General features: G+C 66.8%; 13 protein-coding genes. 5 read left to right on the top strand and 8 right to left on the bottom strand.

Going from position 1 to position 19,077, the window contains the following annotated elements:
• Positions 1-160: 160 nt before the first annotated feature.
• From ACLB90_RS15865 to ACLB90_RS15850, 4 genes are read left to right on the top strand one after another with little or no spacing between them, the layout of a single operon-like run.
• Positions 161-1,525: a TolC family protein gene (locus tag ACLB90_RS15865; RefSeq protein WP_411852774.1), complete on the top strand. Its 1,365-nt coding sequence runs from the start codon at positions 161-163 to the stop codon at positions 1,523-1,525.
• Positions 1,518-2,534, top strand: coding sequence for an HlyD family secretion protein (locus ACLB90_RS15860; protein ID WP_411850365.1), 1,017 nt, complete (start codon positions 1,518-1,520; stop codon positions 2,532-2,534). Before ACLB90_RS15865 ends, ACLB90_RS15860 begins: the two co-directional genes overlap by 8 nt.
• Positions 2,531-3,709, top strand: coding sequence for an ABC transporter permease (locus ACLB90_RS15855; RefSeq protein WP_411850364.1), 1,179 nt, complete (start codon positions 2,531-2,533; stop codon positions 3,707-3,709). Before ACLB90_RS15860 ends, ACLB90_RS15855 begins: the two co-directional genes overlap by 4 nt.
• Entirely contained in the window at positions 3,706-4,824 is a 1,119-nt protein-coding gene (locus ACLB90_RS15850; protein WP_411850363.1) for an ABC transporter permease, read from the top strand. Before ACLB90_RS15855 ends, ACLB90_RS15850 begins: the two co-directional genes overlap by 4 nt.
• A 49-nt stretch (positions 4,825-4,873) precedes the next feature.
• On the opposite strand, the gene ACLB90_RS15845 is transcribed toward ACLB90_RS15850, so the two are convergent.
• From ACLB90_RS15845 to ACLB90_RS15830, 4 genes are read right to left on the bottom strand one after another with little or no spacing between them, the layout of a single operon-like run.
• A complete protein-coding gene (locus ACLB90_RS15845) occupies positions 4,874-11,887 on the bottom strand; it encodes a calcium-binding protein (RefSeq protein ID WP_411850362.1) in 7,014 nt (2,337 codons plus the stop codon).
• Between the two features lie 3 nt (positions 11,888-11,890).
• Complete coding sequence (locus ACLB90_RS15840) at positions 11,891-12,571, bottom strand: hypothetical protein (protein WP_411850361.1); 681 nt, start codon at positions 12,569-12,571, stop codon at positions 11,891-11,893.
• A gap of 12 nt (positions 12,572-12,583) precedes the next feature.
• Entirely contained in the window at positions 12,584-14,008 is a 1,425-nt protein-coding gene (locus tag ACLB90_RS15835; RefSeq protein ID WP_411850360.1) for an HlyD family type I secretion periplasmic adaptor subunit, read from the bottom strand.
• A complete protein-coding gene (locus ACLB90_RS15830; RefSeq protein ID WP_411850359.1) occupies positions 14,005-16,179 on the bottom strand; it encodes a type I secretion system permease/ATPase in 2,175 nt (724 codons plus the stop codon). The genes ACLB90_RS15835 and ACLB90_RS15830 overlap by 4 nt, the downstream gene beginning before the upstream one ends.
• 252 nt (positions 16,180-16,431) lie before the next feature.
• Between ACLB90_RS15830 and ACLB90_RS15825 the strand changes: the two genes are divergently transcribed.
• Positions 16,432-16,758: a hypothetical protein gene (locus ACLB90_RS15825; protein WP_411850358.1), complete on the top strand. Its 327-nt coding sequence runs from the start codon at positions 16,432-16,434 to the stop codon at positions 16,756-16,758.
• 64 nt (positions 16,759-16,822) lie between these two features.
• Here ACLB90_RS15825 and ACLB90_RS15820 read toward each other — a convergent pair whose 3' ends face one another.
• Genes ACLB90_RS15820 through ACLB90_RS15805 form a run of 4 tightly spaced genes read right to left on the bottom strand, consistent with a single transcriptional unit; the run spans position 16,823 to position 19,075 of the window.
• The gene (locus ACLB90_RS15820; RefSeq protein WP_411850357.1) at positions 16,823-17,560 is read right to left on the bottom strand and encodes a hypothetical protein; all 738 of its coding nucleotides are present in this window, start codon (positions 17,558-17,560) and stop codon (positions 16,823-16,825) included.
• A complete protein-coding gene (locus tag ACLB90_RS15815) occupies positions 17,557-18,264 on the bottom strand; it encodes a Tox-REase-5 domain-containing protein (protein WP_411850356.1) in 708 nt (235 codons plus the stop codon). Before ACLB90_RS15815 ends, ACLB90_RS15820 begins: the two co-directional genes overlap by 4 nt.
• A complete protein-coding gene (locus tag ACLB90_RS15810) occupies positions 18,264-18,623 on the bottom strand; it encodes a hypothetical protein (RefSeq protein ID WP_411850355.1) in 360 nt (119 codons plus the stop codon). Before ACLB90_RS15810 ends, ACLB90_RS15815 begins: the two co-directional genes overlap by 1 nt.
• On the bottom strand, positions 18,623-19,075 hold the full coding sequence (locus ACLB90_RS15805) for a DUF4123 domain-containing protein (protein ID WP_411850354.1): 453 nt from the start codon (positions 19,073-19,075) through the stop codon (positions 18,623-18,625). The genes ACLB90_RS15810 and ACLB90_RS15805 overlap by 1 nt, the downstream gene beginning before the upstream one ends.
• Positions 19,076-19,077 lie beyond the last annotated feature (2 nt).

Here is a 19,077-nt window from a genome sequence, read left to right as displayed (position 1 = left end):
CGACCATGTTACGCAGTGGTGGCCGCCACGCTTTGATCGACATCAAAGACCCGGGCTTCACGCCGCACGCACTATCTTTTGCCACACTTTTTACGCAGGGAGCCGCCAGGACGTGAGCCGGCACACAGCGCAGGCGCGCTTATCGAACGCGCAGGGCAGGATCGCCGGGAGGCTCGGTACGGCACTGCTCGCAGCCCTGCTGCCGCTCGCTGCCGCCGCCCAGGACGCCCCCGCGCTGGACTGGCAGCAGTCGCAGCAGCGGCTGGAACAGGTGTCCGACGCGCTGGCCGCCGCCGATGCCTCGGTGCGCAACAAGGAAGACCTGCAGGACGCCACCCGGCTGCTGCGCCTGCCGGAAATCACCGGCGAGGTGCGTCGGATGCAGTTCCAGAAGACGCTGACCCTGCCGTTGGGATCGCTGACCCCGGTCGCCGAAGCGTTCGGGATCGACTCCCCGCTGCAGTTCACCGAGCGCGACTGGCGCACCCGCCCGGTGGTGACCGCGGTGCTGCCCCTGTACACCGGCGGCCTGATTCCCGCCGCCCAGCAGGCAGCGGCAGGGGCCACCGAACAGGCCAACGCCGAACGCGATGCGCAGCGCCAGTCGCTGAGCGTGCAGCTGGCCCAGGCCTATTTCGGCCAGCGCCTGGCCGAGCAGGCGGTGAGCGTACGGCGCGATGTGCGCGATGGCATGCAGCGCCACCTCGACGATGCGCTCGCGCTGGAACGCGAAGGGTTCGCCACCCGCGCCCAGCGTCTGCAGGCCAACGTGGCCCGCGACAAGGCCGAGCGCGAGTACCAGAAGGCACTGAACGACCTGCAGACGCTCAAGGCGGCGTTGGCCACGCTGCTGCGCAGCGGCGGGGAGGTCCGCCCTACCTCCCCGTTGTTCGTGCATCGCGCGCCGCTCGGCGACGTGGCCAGCTTTGAACGCGTGGCGCAGGCGCGGCAGCCGCAGATCGCACGCCTGCGCGCCGTGGTGGCGCAGGCCGAACAGGGGGTGCGCGTGCAGCAGGCCAAGCTGAAGCCGACCGTCTACCTGTTCGGGCAGTACGACTTCCGCCGCCGCGATGAAATGATCACCGACCCGGACTGGGCCTTCGGCATCGGCCTGAAGTACACCTTCCTGTCGCCCAGCTCGCGCCCGGCACAGATCAGCGCTGCGCGCGCGCAGCAGGACCAGGCCGAAGCCGGTCTGCGCGAGGCGGAAAACCAGGTGGCGCTGGGCGTGCGCAAGGCCTGGTACGAGCTTGAGACCGCGCGCCACCAGTACGCGCTGCTGGACAGCAGCATCGAACAATCCCGCGAGAACCTGCGCCTGCAGGAGCTGGCCTACCGCGAAGGCCAGGCCACCTCGCTGGATGTCATCGACGCCCGGCTCGGGCTGGGTGGCGCCCGCGTGGAACGCGCGCAGGCCGCCTATCAGTACGACGTGGCGCTGGCGCAACTGCTGGAGATCAGTGGACAGATGGACCGCTATGACGAATTCCGACGCCGTGCGGACGAGGTGATCGACCATGAATGACACATTGCAGGCACCCGCCGATGCCCCGCCGCCGAACAAGCGCCGTGCCGGCGCCCTGATCCTGGTGGCGCTCGCGCTGGTGGTGGTCGTGGGCCTGTGGCTGGCGTGGCGTACGCCGGCCGACCAGCTGCAGGGCATGGCCGACGCCGATACGGTGAACGTGGCCGCCAAGATCACTGCGCGGCTGGCCGAACTGAAGGTGCGCGAAGGCGACCGGGTCACGGCGGGCCAGGTGTTGTTCGTCCTCGACAGCCCCGAAGTGTCGGCCAAGGAAGAGCAGGCCCACGGCGCGCTGGATGCCGCGCGGGCCGTTGCCGACAAGGCCGACGAAGGGGCGCGCAGCGAGGACATCCGCGCCGCGCAGGCCAACTGGAAGCGCGCCGAGGCCGGCGCCACCCTCGCCGATGCGACCTATCGACGCGTGCAGAACCTGTTCAACGAGGGTGTGATGAGCCGGCAGAAGCGTGACGAAGCGCTGGCCCAGTCGCGCAGTTCGCGCGAGCTGGCCAATGCCGCGCGCGCCCAGTACGACCAGGCGCTGACCGGCGCACGCGAGCAGGACAAACGCGCCGCGCAGGGCCAGGTGCGCCAGGCCCGGGGTGCGGTGGCCGAAGTCGATGCCGCCCGCGACGAGGTCAACGGGCGCGCACCGGTCGCCGGCGAAATCAACAAGCGCATGGCCGATGTCGGCGAGCTGGTCCCGGCCGGGTATCCGGTGTTCACCCTGGTGGACATCGACCGCATGTGGGTATCGGTCAACCTGCGCGAATCGCAGATGCAGGGACTGAAGATCGGCAGCCGCCTGCGCGGCAGCATTCCCGCGCTCGGCCGCGATGCGGCGTTCGAGGTCTACTTCATCAACCCCGCAGGCGACTACGCCACTTGGCGCAGCACCCGCCAGTCGTCCGGCTACGACGTGCGCAGCTTCGAGATCCGGGTGCGCGCGGTGGGCCGCATCGAGGGCTTCCGCCCCGGCATGAGCGTGCTGTTCGCGTGGCCACAGGGATGAAGCCGCCGCGGGCGGGATTCTCCGCCGCGCTGCAACGCGAACTGCGGCACCTGCGTGCCGACCGTGCCGAACTTGCGCTGGTCACCGTGCTGCCGCTGCTGATGCTGGTGGTGATGGCCTGGCTGTTCTCCGCCTCGGTGATGCGCGCGGTGCCGATCGCGGTGGTCGATCTGGACCACAGCGCCGAAAGCCGCCTGCTCACGCGCATGCTCGATGCCAGCCCCGGCGTGGCGGTGGCTACCCAGCCCGCCACGCTCGCGCAGGCGCAGACGCAGCTGCGCCGGCTGGAGGTGTTCGCCGTGGTGCTGGTGCCGCGCGATGCCACCCGGCAGGCGCTGCGCGGCGGCGAAGGCACGGTACTGGCGTATTACAACGCCAGCTACCTGACCACCGGTCAGTCCGCCGCACGTGACATCACCGACGCCGTAGGTGCCTGGAACGCACGCCTGCTGAAAGAGCGGATCGGCCTGCAGGTCGGTCCTGCCAAGCTGCGCGCGGCCCCCATCCGCGTGCAGTCGGAGATCCTCTACAACCCGGCCCGCAGCTACGAGCTGTTCCTGCTGCCCCTGATCTTCCCGGCGATCCTGTCGCTGGTGCTCGCCCTGGCAGCGGCCAGCAGCGTCGGCCGCGAGGTCCGTGACGGCACGCTCGCTGCATGGCTGGGCGACGCACCGTGGGCGGCGCTCGCGGGCAAGCTGATGCCGTACGTGCTCCTGTTCGCGCTGTACGGCGCCGCCGGCGTGCTGTACCTGGCCTACCTGCGCGGCGACGGCGTGGCCGGCAGCCTGCTGCTCCTGCTGATGGCGCAGCCGCTGTTCTATCTGGCCTGCGCGGCGTACGCGGTGCTGTTTGTCGGCCTCACCCGCGACATGGGCACCGCGTTGTCGGTGGTGGGCCTGTCGCTTGGCACCGCGCTGGCATTCTCCGGGGCGACCTTCCCGGTCATCGACGCGCCGCTGTTCACGCGCGTCTGGAACCTGCTGCTGCCACTCACCGCCTACGTGAAGCTGCAGACCCAGCAGCAGTTCGTCGGCGCCCCCGGCGGGGTGTCGCTGTGGCCGCTGGCCACGCTGGTGCTGATGATCGTGGTTGCCGGGGGCATCGGCGGCTGGCGCCTGATTGTTGCCGCACGCGCCCGGCCGCCTGTGGCACCGGCGCACGGAGCGCTGCCATGAACCGGATCTGGCACAGCCTGCGCCAGACCCTGCGCGCGGTGCTCACCGACCGCTATGCGCTGGTGGTGATGATCGGCGCGGTGGTGCTGTACTCGTTCTTCTACCCGGCCGCCTACCGCCACCAGGTTGCCGGCAATCTGCCGATCGTGGTGGTCGACCTGGACCAGAGCGCGACCAGCCGTGAACTGCTGCGCCGCGTGGATGCACTCAACGCGGTGCGCATCGTTGGCCAGCCGGCCAGCCTGGACCAGGCGCGCCGCGTGCTGGAGGCCGGCCATGCCGAAGGCATCCTGCTCGTGCCGGATCGGCTGGAGCGCGACATTCTGCGCGGCGGCAGTGGCGAACTGGTGCTGATCGGCAACGGTGCCTACCTGGGACGTGCCAGCTGGGTGCTGGCCGGTGTGGCCGAGGCGCTGGGGGCGTTCGGCCGCGACGCCGCCGTTGCGCAGGCCGCCTTCATGGGCCCACCGCAACCGCCGCCGATCCGCCTGGTGCAGCGGCCGCTGTTCAACACGCACGAAGGCTACGGCAGCGCCATCGTCGCCGGCGTGGCCGAGCTGATCGTCCACCAGACCCTGCTGATGGGCATCGGCGTGCTGCTGGGTACGCGCCGCCTGGCACTGGGCCGGCGCCTGCACTTCGATCTGCCCACGTTGTCCGGGATGGCCGCGGGCTTCTGGCTGATCGGCATGCTCGGCCTCCTCTACTACGTCGGCTTCACCGCATGGGTGCAGGACTACCCGCGCGGCGGCAATCCCGGCGGTGTGGTGGTGGGCGGCGCATTGTTCATCGCCGCCACCGTGGCGTTCGGGCTGTTCATCGGCAGCTTCTTCCGTACCCGCGAACGCGCGTTCCAGTACGTCATCGCGTGTTCCATCCCGCTGTTCTTCCTGGCCAACCTGTCGTGGCCGGCAATCGCATCGCCACGCGCGCTGGTCGCCGTGTCGCAGTTGCTGCCCACCACCTCGGGCATCAACCTGGTGGTGCGCATGAACCAGATGGAGGCCTCGCTGGCCGATGTCTCGCGCGAGCTGTGGACACTGGCCGGGCTGGTGGTGCTGTATGGCGGGCTGGCGATCTGGCGCCTGCGTCCGCCGCGCGCACCGCGCCCATAGCGGCGCGGTGCGCCCCCACGATGCCGTGCGGCACCGTGGGGGCGGTGGGTCATGGCGTGGCCAGCAGGGTCCGCGGGTACGCCGGTTCAGTGGGCAGCAGCCCATCGCCGGCGTCCGGGCGGCTCCAACGGCCATCGGACATGGCCATCACCAGCCGGCTCAGTTCCGATGTGCCATCGGCCTGTGCGCCGCTGTCCGGCACGGCGGAAGCACGGCCCGCTGCGACCCGCGCCTCCACCTCGTCGGCGGTGAGCACATTCCAGTCGCCGTCGGAGAGATAGTCCACGCGGTTGGCCGCGTCAACGTACCAGTCGGTGAGCGTGACGCTGCCCTGGTCGTCGTCCAGCGCCACCACCAGGTTGTCGCCGTCGCGGCGGAACGTCATCTGGTCGAACGTCGCCCCACGGATGCCCAACTCATCGATGCCGTAGGCGTCGACGTTGTCGATGATGTCGTCGCCCCCGCCCGCGTTGAACCCGTAGAAGTCGTCGCCGTCGCCGCCAACCAGCCGATCATTGCCCCGCTCACCGTAAAGCGCGTCGTGGCCATCGCCGCCGTGCAGGGTATCGGCTCCGTCGTCGCCCCACAGCGTGTCGTTGCCGGCCAGCCCTGACAGCACGTTGTCCAACCCGTTGCCCACGAGGGCGTTGTCCAGCGCGTTGCCGGTGCCGTGGACGGCCTGCCCGAACAGGTACAGCGCTTCAATGGTGTCGCCCAGCGTGTAGTCGACGCTGGCGGCCACCGTATCGCCCTCCCGCTCCGGGTGAACGCCCGGGACCGGAATGGCGAAGGCGTCGTCGGCCGCCGCGTCGGTCACGCCGCTCAACGACGCCTGCGCCGCGCCACGTGCGAAGGACTGGGGCACTTCGTCATCGACACCATCATCGATCACCACGTCGTTCGCATTGTCGACCACGTAGAAGTCCTGGCCATTGCCGCCGCGCATGACATCGGCGCCAGTACCGCCGATCAGCGTGTCGTCGCCGCTGCCGCCGATCAGCTCGTCGTTGCCCGCACCGCCGTCGATCCAGTCGGCCATCGACGACGACCAGCCTTCCGCATTGCCGCGCAGGACGTTGTTGCCGGCATTGCCGATGAGCACATTGGCCTCATCGTTGCCGGTGCCGCTCAGGTTGCCGCTGCCTTCCAGCACCAGCCAGTGCAGCTGCTCCCCCAACACAAAGTCGACGCTGGCGCGCACGGTGTTGATGCTGGCCTCGCTGGCGCCCCAGACGAATTCCTCGATCACCACATCGCCGACGTTGTCGACGATGTAGGTATCGCTGCCGGCGCCGCCGCGCATGATGTCGGCGCCTTCGCCGCCGTCGAGCAGGTCGGCGCGGTCGCCGCCCTCGAGCACGTCGTTGCCGCCCAGGCCGTACAGGCGATCGTTGCCCGCACCGCCCAACAGAGTGTCACTGCCCTGCGTGCCCGTGGACGTCATATCGCCGAGCACCACGCGCTGCGCGATCGCCGCAGCGTCCCAGACAGTGCCATCGGCAAAGCGGAACGACTCGATCGCGTTGCGGCCGGCAAAGTAGTCCGGAATCTGCAGGGTGTCCTCCTCGTTCAACTGGAAGAACAGCTCATCGCCATAGCGCATCACCGCCAGGTCGCCCGGTGCGATCTCGAGGTTGAAACGCAGCACGTCGATGCCGCCCTGATCCTCGACGGTGTGGCTGCCATACCCCAGGCCGAACACGTACGTGTCGGACACCGATCCGCCGTACAGGTAGATGTTGCTCAGCCCTGCCTGGCGGTTGAGCGTCATCTTGCCGACGTCGAACAGGGTGGACGACGACGCGTCACCCTGGAACGCGCCCTGCGCGTCCTGGACCCCGATGTAGTAGGCCTGCCCACCGCGGTGCTCGGTGTAGCTCCACCCGTCGTACTCCACCGAAATGGGCGGCAGGTCCGGGCCCAGGTGCTGCAGGATGTCGGCACGCGTCCACACCGTCCCGTCGGCAAAGTGCAGTGCATCCACCGCGCCCCCGTAGTAGCCGTCCTTACCGAAGTGATTGAGCACCATCAGGCGATCCTCCGATCCTGGCAGGTCGATCACCAGCGCGTCGCCCGAGCGCGCGACGCGGACATCGGCGACGCCGATTCCGGCCCCCAGCTCGATCACGTCCAGGTCGCCGGCCAGACCGCTGCCGTTGCGGATGAAATCCAGGCCCGAGCCGATGCCGAAGCGGTAGCGGTCGTTGCCGGCATCGCCGATCAGCATGTCATTGCCGCTGCCACCGTCGAGGATGTCGTTGCCGCCACCGCCGGTCAGCAGGTCGTTGCCGGAGCCCCCGCGCAGGGTGTCGTCGTGATCGAGCGCGGTGATGCGGTCGTGCCCCACGCCACCGTCGATGACATCCCCGTTCCCGTAGTGGCCGAACAGGTTGTCGTCAAACTGCGAGCCCTGCATGTACATCTCGCGCAGGATCTGCGGCGTCCACACGGTGCCGTCAGCGAAGATCACCGCCTCGATGCGCTGGAAGCCGTTGGGACCGTAGGTGTCGAAGAAGCCTTCGATGGTCAGGCGGTCGCCGGTTTTCAGGTTCACCAGGGTCAGGTGGGTTCCGTCGCGGTAGCTCCGGGTAACCACAATGTCCGCTGCCGAGACCGTGTCATCGAACACGATGCGATCGACATCGCTGGTGTTCCAGCCGTAGTCGTGCACCGTGTCACGTCCATCGCCGGCGCTGAAGCGGAACGTGTCGCTGCCATCGCTGCCGTACATCTGGTCGTTGCCGACACCGCCTTCCAGGTAGTCGTCGCCACTCCCCGCCCTCAAGGTATCGTTGCCCTGCCCCCCGTACAGAAGATCGTCGCCGGCGCTGGCCATGATCGTGTCGTCGCCCTCGCCGCCGTAGAGCCTGTCCGCTCCGCCCGACGGGTGCTCCATGACAACGTCGTAGCCGTCACCGTAGATGAGGTCGTTGCCCGTGCCGCCGAACACCACGTCATCGTTCAGGTCGGCCACCAGCGTGTCGTCGCCTTCATCGCCATACAGCGTATCGGCACCATAGCCGGTCCAGATCCAGTCATCGCCGCCGTAGCCGTGGATGGCCTGGTCGTCGTAGCCGTGCAGGAAGATGCGGTTGCCGCCACTCCACATTTCCGCGGCCTCAAGCTCCCGACCATCGGCCCAGTAGATCTTCACCGGCACGCTGTCGTTGCCGGTGTACTTCTCGATGGTGAGCGATTCTCCATTGCCGGTGGTGATCCGCAGCGCGCCGGCTTCAACGCCGAACAGCAGCCCGTCCGGCCCGAGGAAATCGACCAGATTCACGATCCGGACTTCCGTCGGGTCACTCGCTTTGATCACATCGCTGCCGTAGCCGGAACCATAGCGGTAGGTGTTGGTGCCGGCGCCGCCGTCCAGCGTGTCGGTGCCCGCACCGCCGTCGAGGACATCGTCGCCGGCGCCACCGCGCAGGTGGTCGTTGCCCTCGCCGCCGAGCAGGATGTCATTGCCGTCCTCGCCGTACAGCGCATCGTTGCCTGCGCCGCCCTCGACACGGTCGTTGCCGCCTTCGCCGTGCAGCTCGTCATTGCCGGTGCCGCCGAGCAGGTGGTCCGCGCCGGGCGTGGCCGTGTTCACCAGCGCCATCACCGCGGCCCGGTCGAGGGTCTGGCCATCGGCGAAGACCAGGGTGTGGGCCGAGCCGGTGTTGGCCAGGAAGCCTTCCAGGCGCACCGCCTGATCGGGGCCCAGCTCCACCACCAGCGCGTCGCCATTGCGGCGGAGCACTGCCTGGCTCAGCGTTGCGCCGGTGAAGCGCACCTGGTCGTTGCCGGCGTCGGCGTCGGCCAGCTGCTGGACGGTGTCGAACCCATCGCCGCGGGCGAACACATAGGTATCGTTGCCCTGGCCGCCGATCAGCGTGTCGTTGCCGGTGCCGCCATCGAGCCGGTCATCGCCACGACCGCCGTGCAGGTAGTCGTTGCCGGCCTCGCCGTACAGCGCGTCGTTGCCCGTGTGGAGATTGAACTCGTCATCGCCGTACAGCGCGTCATCGCCGTTGCCACCCAGCAGGGCATCGTTGCCGCCCATGCCGGCGACGACGTCGTCGCCATCCCCCGCATCGATCACGTCGTTGCCATGCTCGGCCGCGTCGCTGTCCAGATCGTCGCCGACAATGATGTCGTAGCCGGCGCCGCCACTGATCGTATCGTTGCCCGCCCCACCCACCAGGGTGTCGGCGCCGTCGCCACCGTCAATCAGGTCGTCCCCCCCCTGGCCGTCGATGTAGTCCATGCCGGCGCCGCCGTTGATGCGGTCGTTGCCGTGATGCTGCAGCGCCAGCTCGCTGGCGATGAAATCGCCGTAGATGGTGTCGTCGCCTGCGTCGCCGTCGATCACATCATTGCCGCCGCCGCCCCAGATCTGGTCCTGTCCATCGCCGCCGTGCAGTACGTCGTTGCCGTGGCGGGCCGCATCCAGTTCCTTGGTGTCGCCCACAAGGATGTCGTCGCCCTGCCCGCCCCAGATCTGGTCGTGGCCGCCGTCGCCCCACAACTCATCGTTGCCTGCACCACCGTCGATGTAGTCGTTGCCATCGTGCCTGGCGCGCGAGGACAGGTTCTCGAACTGCGAGTACGCCAGCGTTCCCTCGGTGAGATCACCGCGGATGAGGTCGTCGCCGTCGTCACCGAACAGCATGTCGTTGTCGTGACCGCCGAACAGCACGTCATTGCCGGTGCCGCCATTGACGATGTCATCGCCCTCGCCGCTCATGACGATGTCCGAGCCCGCGCCGGCGTCGATGATGTCGCCACCGTCCGCGAACAGCTCCGCGTTGGGGAACCACTCGGGGCCGCCGCCCATGCTCGCATTGTGCGAGCCGACGACGCCGAAGTAGATATCCGAGTAGTAGGTGCGCGCATCCGACGCGTCGCCACTCTGCTTGCGGATCACAAAACCCAGGCCGCTGGCCAGGTTCTCGCCGGGCAGGTTGTTTGCCGACCAGTACTCCAGGCGGCGCGCGGTCTTGGCCACTTCCACGATCAGGTCGTTGCCGCCGCCGGCATTGATGATGTCGCTGCCCGAGCCACCGTTGATCATGTCGATGCCGTCGCCGGCGGTGATGGTGTCGCTGCCGAAACCGGTGTAGTACGCGGTGGGCGTATCGGTGCCCTGGAACACGCCGTTGATGACGCCCAGCTCGGGGATCTCATCGCCGTCCCACTTGGAATGCGCATTGACGCCGGGCGGCTGGAACGCCTCGCCCATGCCCGGCAGGGTCAGCCCCAGGCCGCCCTGCGTCCACCGCTCGATCTCGACGCGGTTGTTGGTCTGGGTGTCGATCACCGTCAGGTGGTAGGCACTGCCGACCGTGGCGACCACGGCACGGAAGCGCTTGTCCGCCGATTCCCAGGCATCCTTGCCCAGCCGCTGCATCGCGCCCACCACGACGCCGCCGAATACGATCTCGCCCTGCCCGTCGAGGTCGCGGATGACGTCCTTCTGGTTGGCCACCTGCTCCCCGCTCGTGCCGAACTCGTAGCGGTCGAAGCCCAGGCCGCCTTCAAGGCGGTCGTTGCCGTCGCCGCCAATCAGCACGTCGTTGCCGGACATGCCGATCAGCGTGTCCACGCCACTGCCGCCGTTGAGCAGGTCGCCACCGGTGCCGCCTTCCAGGTAGTCGTCGCCGCCACCGGCGGTGATCGAGTCATCGTCGGCACCGCCGAACAGGCGGTCGTTGCCGTCGCCGCCCACCAGCAGGTCGGCAGCGTCGCCGCCGAAGTGGATGCGGCGCGCCTTGACCAGGCCAAGGTCCAGGCCATCGACCATCAGGTCGATGTCGGTGCTGCCGGCACGCGCCTTGAACAGCAGATCGCCCAGCGGCACGGCGGTCAGGCTCAGCACGCCATCGGTCTCGCGGTCGCTGCGGTACATGTCCAGGAAGCTCATGAACGCGCTGCGCGACTGGATCCATTCCTGGGTGATGCTGCCTTCGCCGGTGGTCTGGTCGTACAGCGCCAGCGCGTCGGCGCGGCTGTCCAGCGGCTGCAGCGCGAACACCGACAGGCTGGCCAGCGCATTGCGCACGCGGATGTCACCCAGCGCCTGCTGCTGCAGTTGGGTTGCGTTGAGACCGCCGAGGAAACGGATCTCCAGAGATTTGGTCTGGTCCGGGGTGAGCTGGGCGAAGAACTGGGTCAGCGAGGCCGCGTAGTTGGCGTCGGTCACGCTGCGCTCGGGGCGACCGAGGTACGCACTGAACAGCATGTTGACCGTCTCGGCCATGCCGTAGGCACCGATGGTGGCAAACGGCGCTTCCAGCACCGTGCCCTTGAACATGGTGGCCAGCTTGGGCCCGAACTCATAGTCGCTGGAACGGGTCAGGTTGCTGGCCACGTCACCCGCAAGGTCCATCCAGGTGCCGACCGGAAGGTCGTTGAAGATCAACCCCGCGTCGATGACATGCTCGTTCTGGATCATCAACGACAGACCGGGCATGAACAGGTCGATCTCGCTGCCGTTGATCACCGGCGCGTTGACGGACCGGATCGCATGCACGAACGAATCGTAGGCGAACAGGATGTTCTTCCAGTCATCCAGAGTGTCCACCGCATTGGCCGCGCCGGCGGAGAACAGGCGCCAGGACTGGTTGGAACCGAGCGGCAGGAACAGCAGGGAACCGGCCCACGCCGAGTTCACATCGAACACGGTGTCACCCACCTTGTCCGGGAACACGGTCTCACCCACGCCCGGGGCATCGCTGTTGGCGATATCCAGCAGCGAGAGCTGCCCCTGGTCGCGGATCTGCGTGAGCACCCGCCGGGCCACCTCGTTGGAGGCCTCCTGCATCAGCTGATCGGTCACGGACACGCCACGCAGTTCGGCCTGGCGCTTGGTATAGCCACGGATCACCTCCGCATACGGACCGGTGTTGCCGTTCGCCTGCGCGGCGCCCAGGAACCACAGGCGCACCGCTTCGGCGCCGGCCTGCCCCTCCAGGAAACCGGCAATGGTCAGATAGGCATCGCTGAACTGCACCGCGCCGGGCCCCTGGGCCAGGCGCTCGGTGATGTAGTCAATCTGTTCCAGGGTAAACACAGCCATGAATCACTCCTTGATGTCGAGGATGTCGCGGACCAGCAGATCGATGTCTTTCCAGCGGCCGAGGTTGGACGCCGCCGGATAGGTGTAGGAGACGGAAACGCGTGCCCGCTTGAACCGTGCGCCGCACCGGACCGGCCGGTCCTGCGCATCGGCGAAACAGGTCAGGACGTACGGCGCGCCGTCGGGCATCCGCCACGGCGTGCGCAACGGCACGTACACCTGCTGCCCGGTCGGGCCGGCACGGCTGCCGCCCCGCAGTTGCAGCAGGTCCAGGTCGGGATGGGGAATCCGCGCGTCCCACTGCTCCCGCGCCGGATCGGCCAGCGCGCGGTTGGCGGGGGCATCGCAGTTCAGCACGATGGCGACCTGGCCCGACAGCGGTGCGGCACCCGGCGTCCGCGGCAATGCCCGGCCTAGATCGGTGTGCAGCGCGGCGTTGGCGCCGGCCGCCTCGAGGGTCAGCGTGGTCTGGCCAATGCTGAAGATCGGCGAGACCTGCGCGTCGCCGGGCCAGCGCTCGCCGTCGCCCAGGCGGAACGCCTGGCCGCAGAACACGAGCACGCCCTGCTCGAAACGCGCGCGGTCAGCGGATGCCTGGCGGTCGGGCGCCTGCGGCGCGCGCGAACACGCGGCCAGTAGCGGCAGCCACAGCAGCACGGCAGTGAGAGTGCGTCGAGCGCGCATCGGGCATCGGCCTCATCGTTCCCGCAGCGCTTCGTTGCCGTGCTGTCGCAAGGGGCTGAGCAGGTAGTCGATCACCCGGCGCTTGCCGGTCTTGATCTCCACGCTCAGGCTCATGCCGGGCGTCAGCGCCACCTTGACCCCGTCGATCATCAGGCTGGCGTCGCGCAGCTTCACCCGCGCCGGAAACACCAGGCCCATCTTCTCGTCCTGCGCGGCATCATGGGACACCGTCTCGACGATGCCTTCCAGGTAGCCATAGCGGGTGTACGGGAAGCTCTCGATCTTCACCGTGGCGCGTTGGCCCGGGCGCACGAAGCCGATGTCCTTGTTCAGCACCGTCGCCTCGACCTCAAGATGTTCTTCGCTGGGCACGATGGCCATCAGGGCCTGCGCGGGCGTGACCACGCCGCCCACGGTGTGCACCACCAGCTGCTGCACGGTGCCGTCCACCGGCGCGCGCAGCAGCATCTGCCGGTCGCGCTGCCGGGTCTTGTCGCGCTGCGGCGTGTACTGGCCGATCTGCTCGCGCGCCTGGCGCAGCCCGTCGTACGTCTTCTGGCGGATGTCAGCCTGCATCACCCGGAGTTCTTCCTGCGCACCGGCGATGGCCGTCTGCGACTCGATCAGCTGCGCCTGCTGCGCCACCAGCGCGCGTTGCATCTCCACCATTTCCTGCTTGCGCGCCAGGTACTCGTGGCGGCTCACAAAGTTGCCTTCCAGCAGCTGCTCCAGGTCGGCCACCCGCTCCCGGGCAATCGCCAGGCTCTGCTCCAGCGGCGCAATCTGGGTGCGCACCGTCTGCAGTTGCGCGCGTTGCTGGGCCACCGTGGTCTGCAGGCGCTGCTGCTGCGCCTGGAACGAGGCGAAGTCGCTGGCGACCAGTTGCCAGGTCGCCTGCAGCTCGTCGTCGGGCAGCCCCTGCTCGGCTGCAGGCGCGGGCGGCAGGCGCCCGCTGTCCAGGCCGTCGGCCATCGCTTCATGACGAAGCTCGGCCAGCCGCGCGTTGACCAGCGCCTCGTCGGCCTGCCGGTAGTCGGCCCCGGTGGCGGTGGCGTCCAGTTCGACCAGCAGGTCGCCCTGCTTCACCACCTGCCCGTCGCGCACCAGGATGCGCCGGACCACCGCCGTCTCCGCCGGCTGGATCACCTTGGTGCGGCTGCCGACCACGGTCTTGCCGGGCGCCACGGCCACGATGTCCAGCTTGCCCACGGTCGCCCACACCAACGCGACGCAGAAGAAGCCGATGATGATCCGCATGGTCCAGTGCGCGGCCGGCGAACTGGGGCGCTCCACCAGTTCCAGCTGCGCGGGCAGGAAGGCCAGTTCGTCCTCGCTGCGCTGCGGCGGGTCCAGCTGCCGGCGGACCTTCCAGGCCGCGCCGAAGGCATGGCGATAGCGCCGGAGGAACTCCCCGGCGGCGCCGAAAATGTGTTTCATGCCGTCCCCTGCTGCAGCTTGTAGAGGTGCGCGTACTGGCCACCGGGCCGGTCGACCAGATCCTCATGGCGGCCGGACTCGACGATCCGTCCCTTCTCCACCACCACGATGCGGTTGGCGTGGCGCACGGTGGACAGGCGGTGGGCGATGATGAGGACGGTGCGGCCCTGGCAGATGGCGCGCATGTTCTGCATCACCGCGTGCTCGGACTCGTAGTCCAGCGCACTGGTTGCCTCGTCGAAGATCAGGATGCGCGGGTTGGTGACCAGCGCCCGCGCGATGGCGATGCGCTGGCGCTGGCCGCCGGACAGACCGGTGCCGTTGTCGCCCACCAGCGTGTCGTAGCCTTCGGGCAACTGCAGGATGAAGTCGTGGGCACCGGCCAGCGTGGCAGCGCGGATCACCCGATCCAGCGGCATGCCCGGGTCGGCCAGTGCGATGTTCTCGCGGATGCTGCGGTTGAACAGGAAGTTCTCCTGCAGCACCACGCCCAGCTGCCGGCGCAGCCAGGCCGGGTCGGCCACGCCGAGGTCGTTGCCGTCGATCAGCACGCGGCCGCGCTCGGGCACGTACAGGCGCTGCACCAGCTTGGTCAGCGTACTTTTGCCCGAGCCGGAACGACCGACAATGCCGATCACTTCGCCCGGGGCGATGTCCAGGTCGATGCCGGCCAGCACTTCGGCCGCATCCGGGCGATAGCGGAAGCCGACGTTCTCGAAGGTCACCTGGCCCTTGATCGGCGGCAGCGCCATGCGGCTGCCCGGGATCTCGGTGCGCGTGTTGAGGATGTCGCCGAGGCGCTCGACCGAGATGCCCACCTGCTGGAAGTCCTGCCAGAGCTGGGTCAGGCGCAGGATCGGTGCGGACACCTGGCCGGACAGCATGTTGAAGGCGATCAACTGGCCCACCGACAGCTTGCCGTCGATGACCAGCTTGGCGCCGAAGAACAGGATCGCCACGCCCACCAGCTTCTGCACCAGCTGGATGCCCTGCTGGCCGATGTTGGCCAGGCGCGTCACCCGGAACCCCGCACCGACGTAGCCGGCCAGCTGCGTGTCCCAGGTGCGGGCCATGCGCGGGTCCACCGCCGTGGCCTTGACCGTACCGATGCCGTTGATGGTTTCGATCAGGAACGACTGGTTCTCCGCGCCGCGTGCGAATTTCTCGTCCAGGCGCCGGCGCAGCACCGGGGTGATCGCCGCCGACCAGATCGCGTAGATCGGCAGCGAGATCACCACGATCAGGGTCAGCCAGACGCTGTAATAGAACATCACCGCCAGGAACACCACGGTGAACAGCAGGTCCAGCACCGAGGTCAGCGCCGGCCCGGTCAGGAAGTTGCGGATGTTCTCCAGCTCGCGCACGCGGGCGATGGTCTGCCCGACCCGGCGCGATTCAAAGTAGGCCAGCGGCAGATTGAGGATGTGGCGGAACAGCCGTGCCCCCAGTTCCACGTCGATCTTGCTGGTGGTATGCGCGAACACGTAGGTGCGCAACCCGTTGAGCAGCACGTCGAACGCGGCGATCGCCACCAGGCCCACCGCCACCACTTCCAGCGTGGTCATGCCGTGGTGGACCAGCACTTTGTCCATCACCACCTGGAAGAACAGCGGCGTGATCAGCGCGAACAGCTGGATGAACAGGGAGACGATGAACACCTCGCCGAGGATCCGCCGGTACTTGACCACCGCCGGCACGAACCAGCGGAAGTCGAACTTGGCCAGATCGCCCAGCACCGACGCGCGCGACGCGACCAGCAGCAGGCGGCCGGCATAGCGTTCGGCGAACTGTTCGGCACTCATCACCTGTTGCCGCTTCTGCCGCAGGTCGTGCACCAGCAGCTGGGTGCCATTCACCCGGGCAACGATGAAGTGCTCGCCGTCCGGTTGCCAGGCCAGGGCCGGCAGCGCCACCTTCTCGATGCGATCGGCAGCGATGGACGCCATCTTGGCCTTCAGGCCCAGCTGTTTGGCCGCCAGCAGCAGCGTGGTCTCATCGAACGGCTCGCCCACGCGGCCGAACTGGTGGGCCAACTGACGCGCGTCGGCCGCCACGCCGTGGAACTGCGCGAGCAGCACCAGGCCGGACAAACCAAGGTCATTGGAAACATCGGCTGCGGCCGCTTCGGGCGGCGCATCGACTACAGCAAGAGTCGGCCTTGATTCAGCCATGCGCTTCCCCGGATTTCGTCCCTGAATCTCCCCCCGCTCCAACCGGCCCCACGGCGCGCGAAACACCCGGAATCGCTTGAACGGACGGCGCAAGATGGAGCCTGGCCCGATAGCTGTCAAGCAGAATTTCGGGCACCTCCGCGCGCCGTTAAAGACGCCCCCTGGCACCCTCCTGAACGGCCACGACTGCGGGCTTCGTTTGCAGGAAGCTGAACAAGATCAGCGGACAGAACGACGCCACGTCTGCCGGCATTGCCGGGATGCTTCTCAACCTTCAAACGCCCCCGCTCACTCAGCGCCAGCTTCTATGGGCTGGGCACAACCAAAACCTCACGGCTCGGCTTATCTCTTCTTTCAACCCAAGCAGCAACGGCCCTGGAAAACGGTCTCGTCATCGTTGCAGAAAGCAGTGAAGCCGCTGTGGCCCAATTGGCGGCAGATGGCTTTGACGTGCGCCCGGCGTTCCGGTTATCGACGCCCGGAACGCCAAGCGTCGTTGATGGCCGGCAGAGAAACCTTGTTCTTACCGGCGATCACTGCCTGCATCGTCAACATCTGATTGATCCGAATTTGCAGTGAACGTGCGACCGTATCGGCCATCTCGCAGACGCGCCGTACGCTATAGGCGCGGGTTGCGCCTGACCTACCGCAACGAAGGGTCAATCACAGGCAGCAGGTCCAAATCTACCAGGCTCATTTCCACCTTGTTGGCCTGCTTGATAGCGGCGGGGTTGCCTAGATCGAGGAAGTCTGTCGCGAGAATGAGTGTGCCGTTGCCCTGGCGTTCCAACCTCGCGGCCTCGGGAACCTGTGCAGCGGTAACTGATTGATCCACGTAGCCCATCCAGCCCAGGTATTCCCGGTGAAGGAACGGGGCACGATGAATGCTGTAAAGAAGCAGCTCGTCCCCGACCTTCTGTTGCACGTTGGTTTGCGCAAAGCGTACACGGCTGCCTTTTGTCACAGTAGCCAACAGACTCCAGAGCACCTGCCCCGGATGGTCGTAGACCTTCTCAACCTTGCCTATCCGCAGTCGAATCTGCCCCTTGGCAAAATTGAGAAACAGCGCGACTTTTCCCCTTCGAGCCCAGTCCTTTTCGTTCCCGGCGTTCGTCAGCACGACGCTGTCTACTGCACCGTCTCTGAGGCCTCCGGGAAGTTCTCCGCTCAACTGATTGTGATCGGCCTGAAGTCGAGCAAGCATCTGTTCGCGAGCACTGAACGGGACGAAGGCGTCTCTCGGACCACGGGGCACCGCCCACCATTCTGCGAAATCATGGTGAGCTTCACCCAATTGACTGAGCCATGCTTTTGATGTGTCGAGAAATGCATGAGGCATCAGGACCAACGGATCAACACGTATTGCCAAGTTCACATTCATGGAAAGCTGCCCAGTACGAAGGGAGTAAAGAACACATTCGTCGCGGGCAGCCCTGCATCAACCAAGGCAGCAGCGTGCGCCGCAGGACTCATGAAATGCCATTCCAGCTTTCCTTGAGGTTTCGTCGGTGCAATGGTGATTTCCTGATTGGCGAATGTGGCACCCCAACTATTGACGACTGCCCCCGTGAAGGGCTTGGCATAGTCGCCGTCCTCGTCGAAAAAGTGCCCGAAATTGGCCTTGGCTTCTACTACGGTGCATCGACTTCGCCAGAAGCCATCAAAGGATTTTGTAGCGAATATCCACTCAAGCGTGGTGTATCTACCGCCCCGGCCAAATATGCTTTTAATTTCTTCCATGTCGATGTTTAAGATTTCATCGGCATTGTCACCTCGCCTCACGTAGCCAAACCTCTCCGGAGCTGCATGCATGTTGGCGATTTGAAGTTGGTAGTCGTAGTTGATCCGCGTGCCCCTAGTGACGTAACGCGGAGTGGATGGTTGACCAACCCTGCCCTCGACCAAGAGACACTTATTGCAATCCGCCGCGTCCGGCGTCTCTGAACAATCTACCTCTCGGGCTCTGGTTCCCGGCTTGTCTTTGACAGCCTCCCTAGCAGCATTTGCGGCGGCCGCTGCGGCGGCAGCTGCCGCCGCGCGTTCTGCCAGCTTGCCCAAGCCCCATCGAATCGGGATAGCAACCACTACACGTCTCCTTTGGGCCAGCGATGCAGGGCGACCAGGGCCCCCAGCAGGTCAGCCGCCTTAACGTTTGGGTCTTTGGCATGGCGCATGGCGATATCAACCTCGGCGCTACGATGAAGCTCCCCGCCGCTGCCCACATCTGTCTTCGTCCACGCCACGAGCAACGACACCTTGGTGATACCCAGCTCATGGGATGCGTAGGAGTAACAGCGATCCGTCTCAGCCAGAAGGGCATGATCGCTTAAACCAAACACGCGCTCTGGCATGTCCCGGCGAATCTCGGCTGCAAGTTTTGGAAGAAATTCGAAGGGATCGGGAAGGCGCAGCAACGCCTCTTGGCGGGCGTCCAACTCCAACATCAGGCAGTCTCCAGTATTGAGCGATCCAGCTCCCAAGTATTGTTCGGCAGGCGCACGGACCAGCGTGTAAAGGGCCCCAAGAATGCTCTTCTCTGCTCCGGCGTCATAACCCTCCAAACACGGTACAGGGCACGTCCATCCCAGAAGCGGAACAGCGCCAGCCTTCCGTCCATCAAGCGCATATCCAAACGCGCCTCCAAGTGCCTAAACACCACATCAAAATCATTGTCGCTGGATAATCGCCCCACCGCACCAAGTTGACGGTCGATTGGGTCAAGCCAGCTTCGCATCGCGGGGCTGTCGTCCAGCCGGATCAACCACGGCCCGACACCCATATGCCCCGCTTCCGGTTGACGTGCGAACAAAGAGCGCGCCATATGCCCGTCTGCGTATCGGCGCAAGGCCAGCGCGGCATCCGGGCGGCCGGCGGTATCCACGATTGCATAGTCCATGC

Origin of the sequence: Stenotrophomonas sp. LGBM10 (genome assembly GCF_046736075.1) — a bacterium.
Classification (GTDB): domain Bacteria; phylum Pseudomonadota; class Gammaproteobacteria; order Xanthomonadales; family Xanthomonadaceae; genus Stenotrophomonas.
Note: the sequence above shows the minus strand (reverse complement) of the source record. Positions and strands in the feature narration are given on the sequence as shown.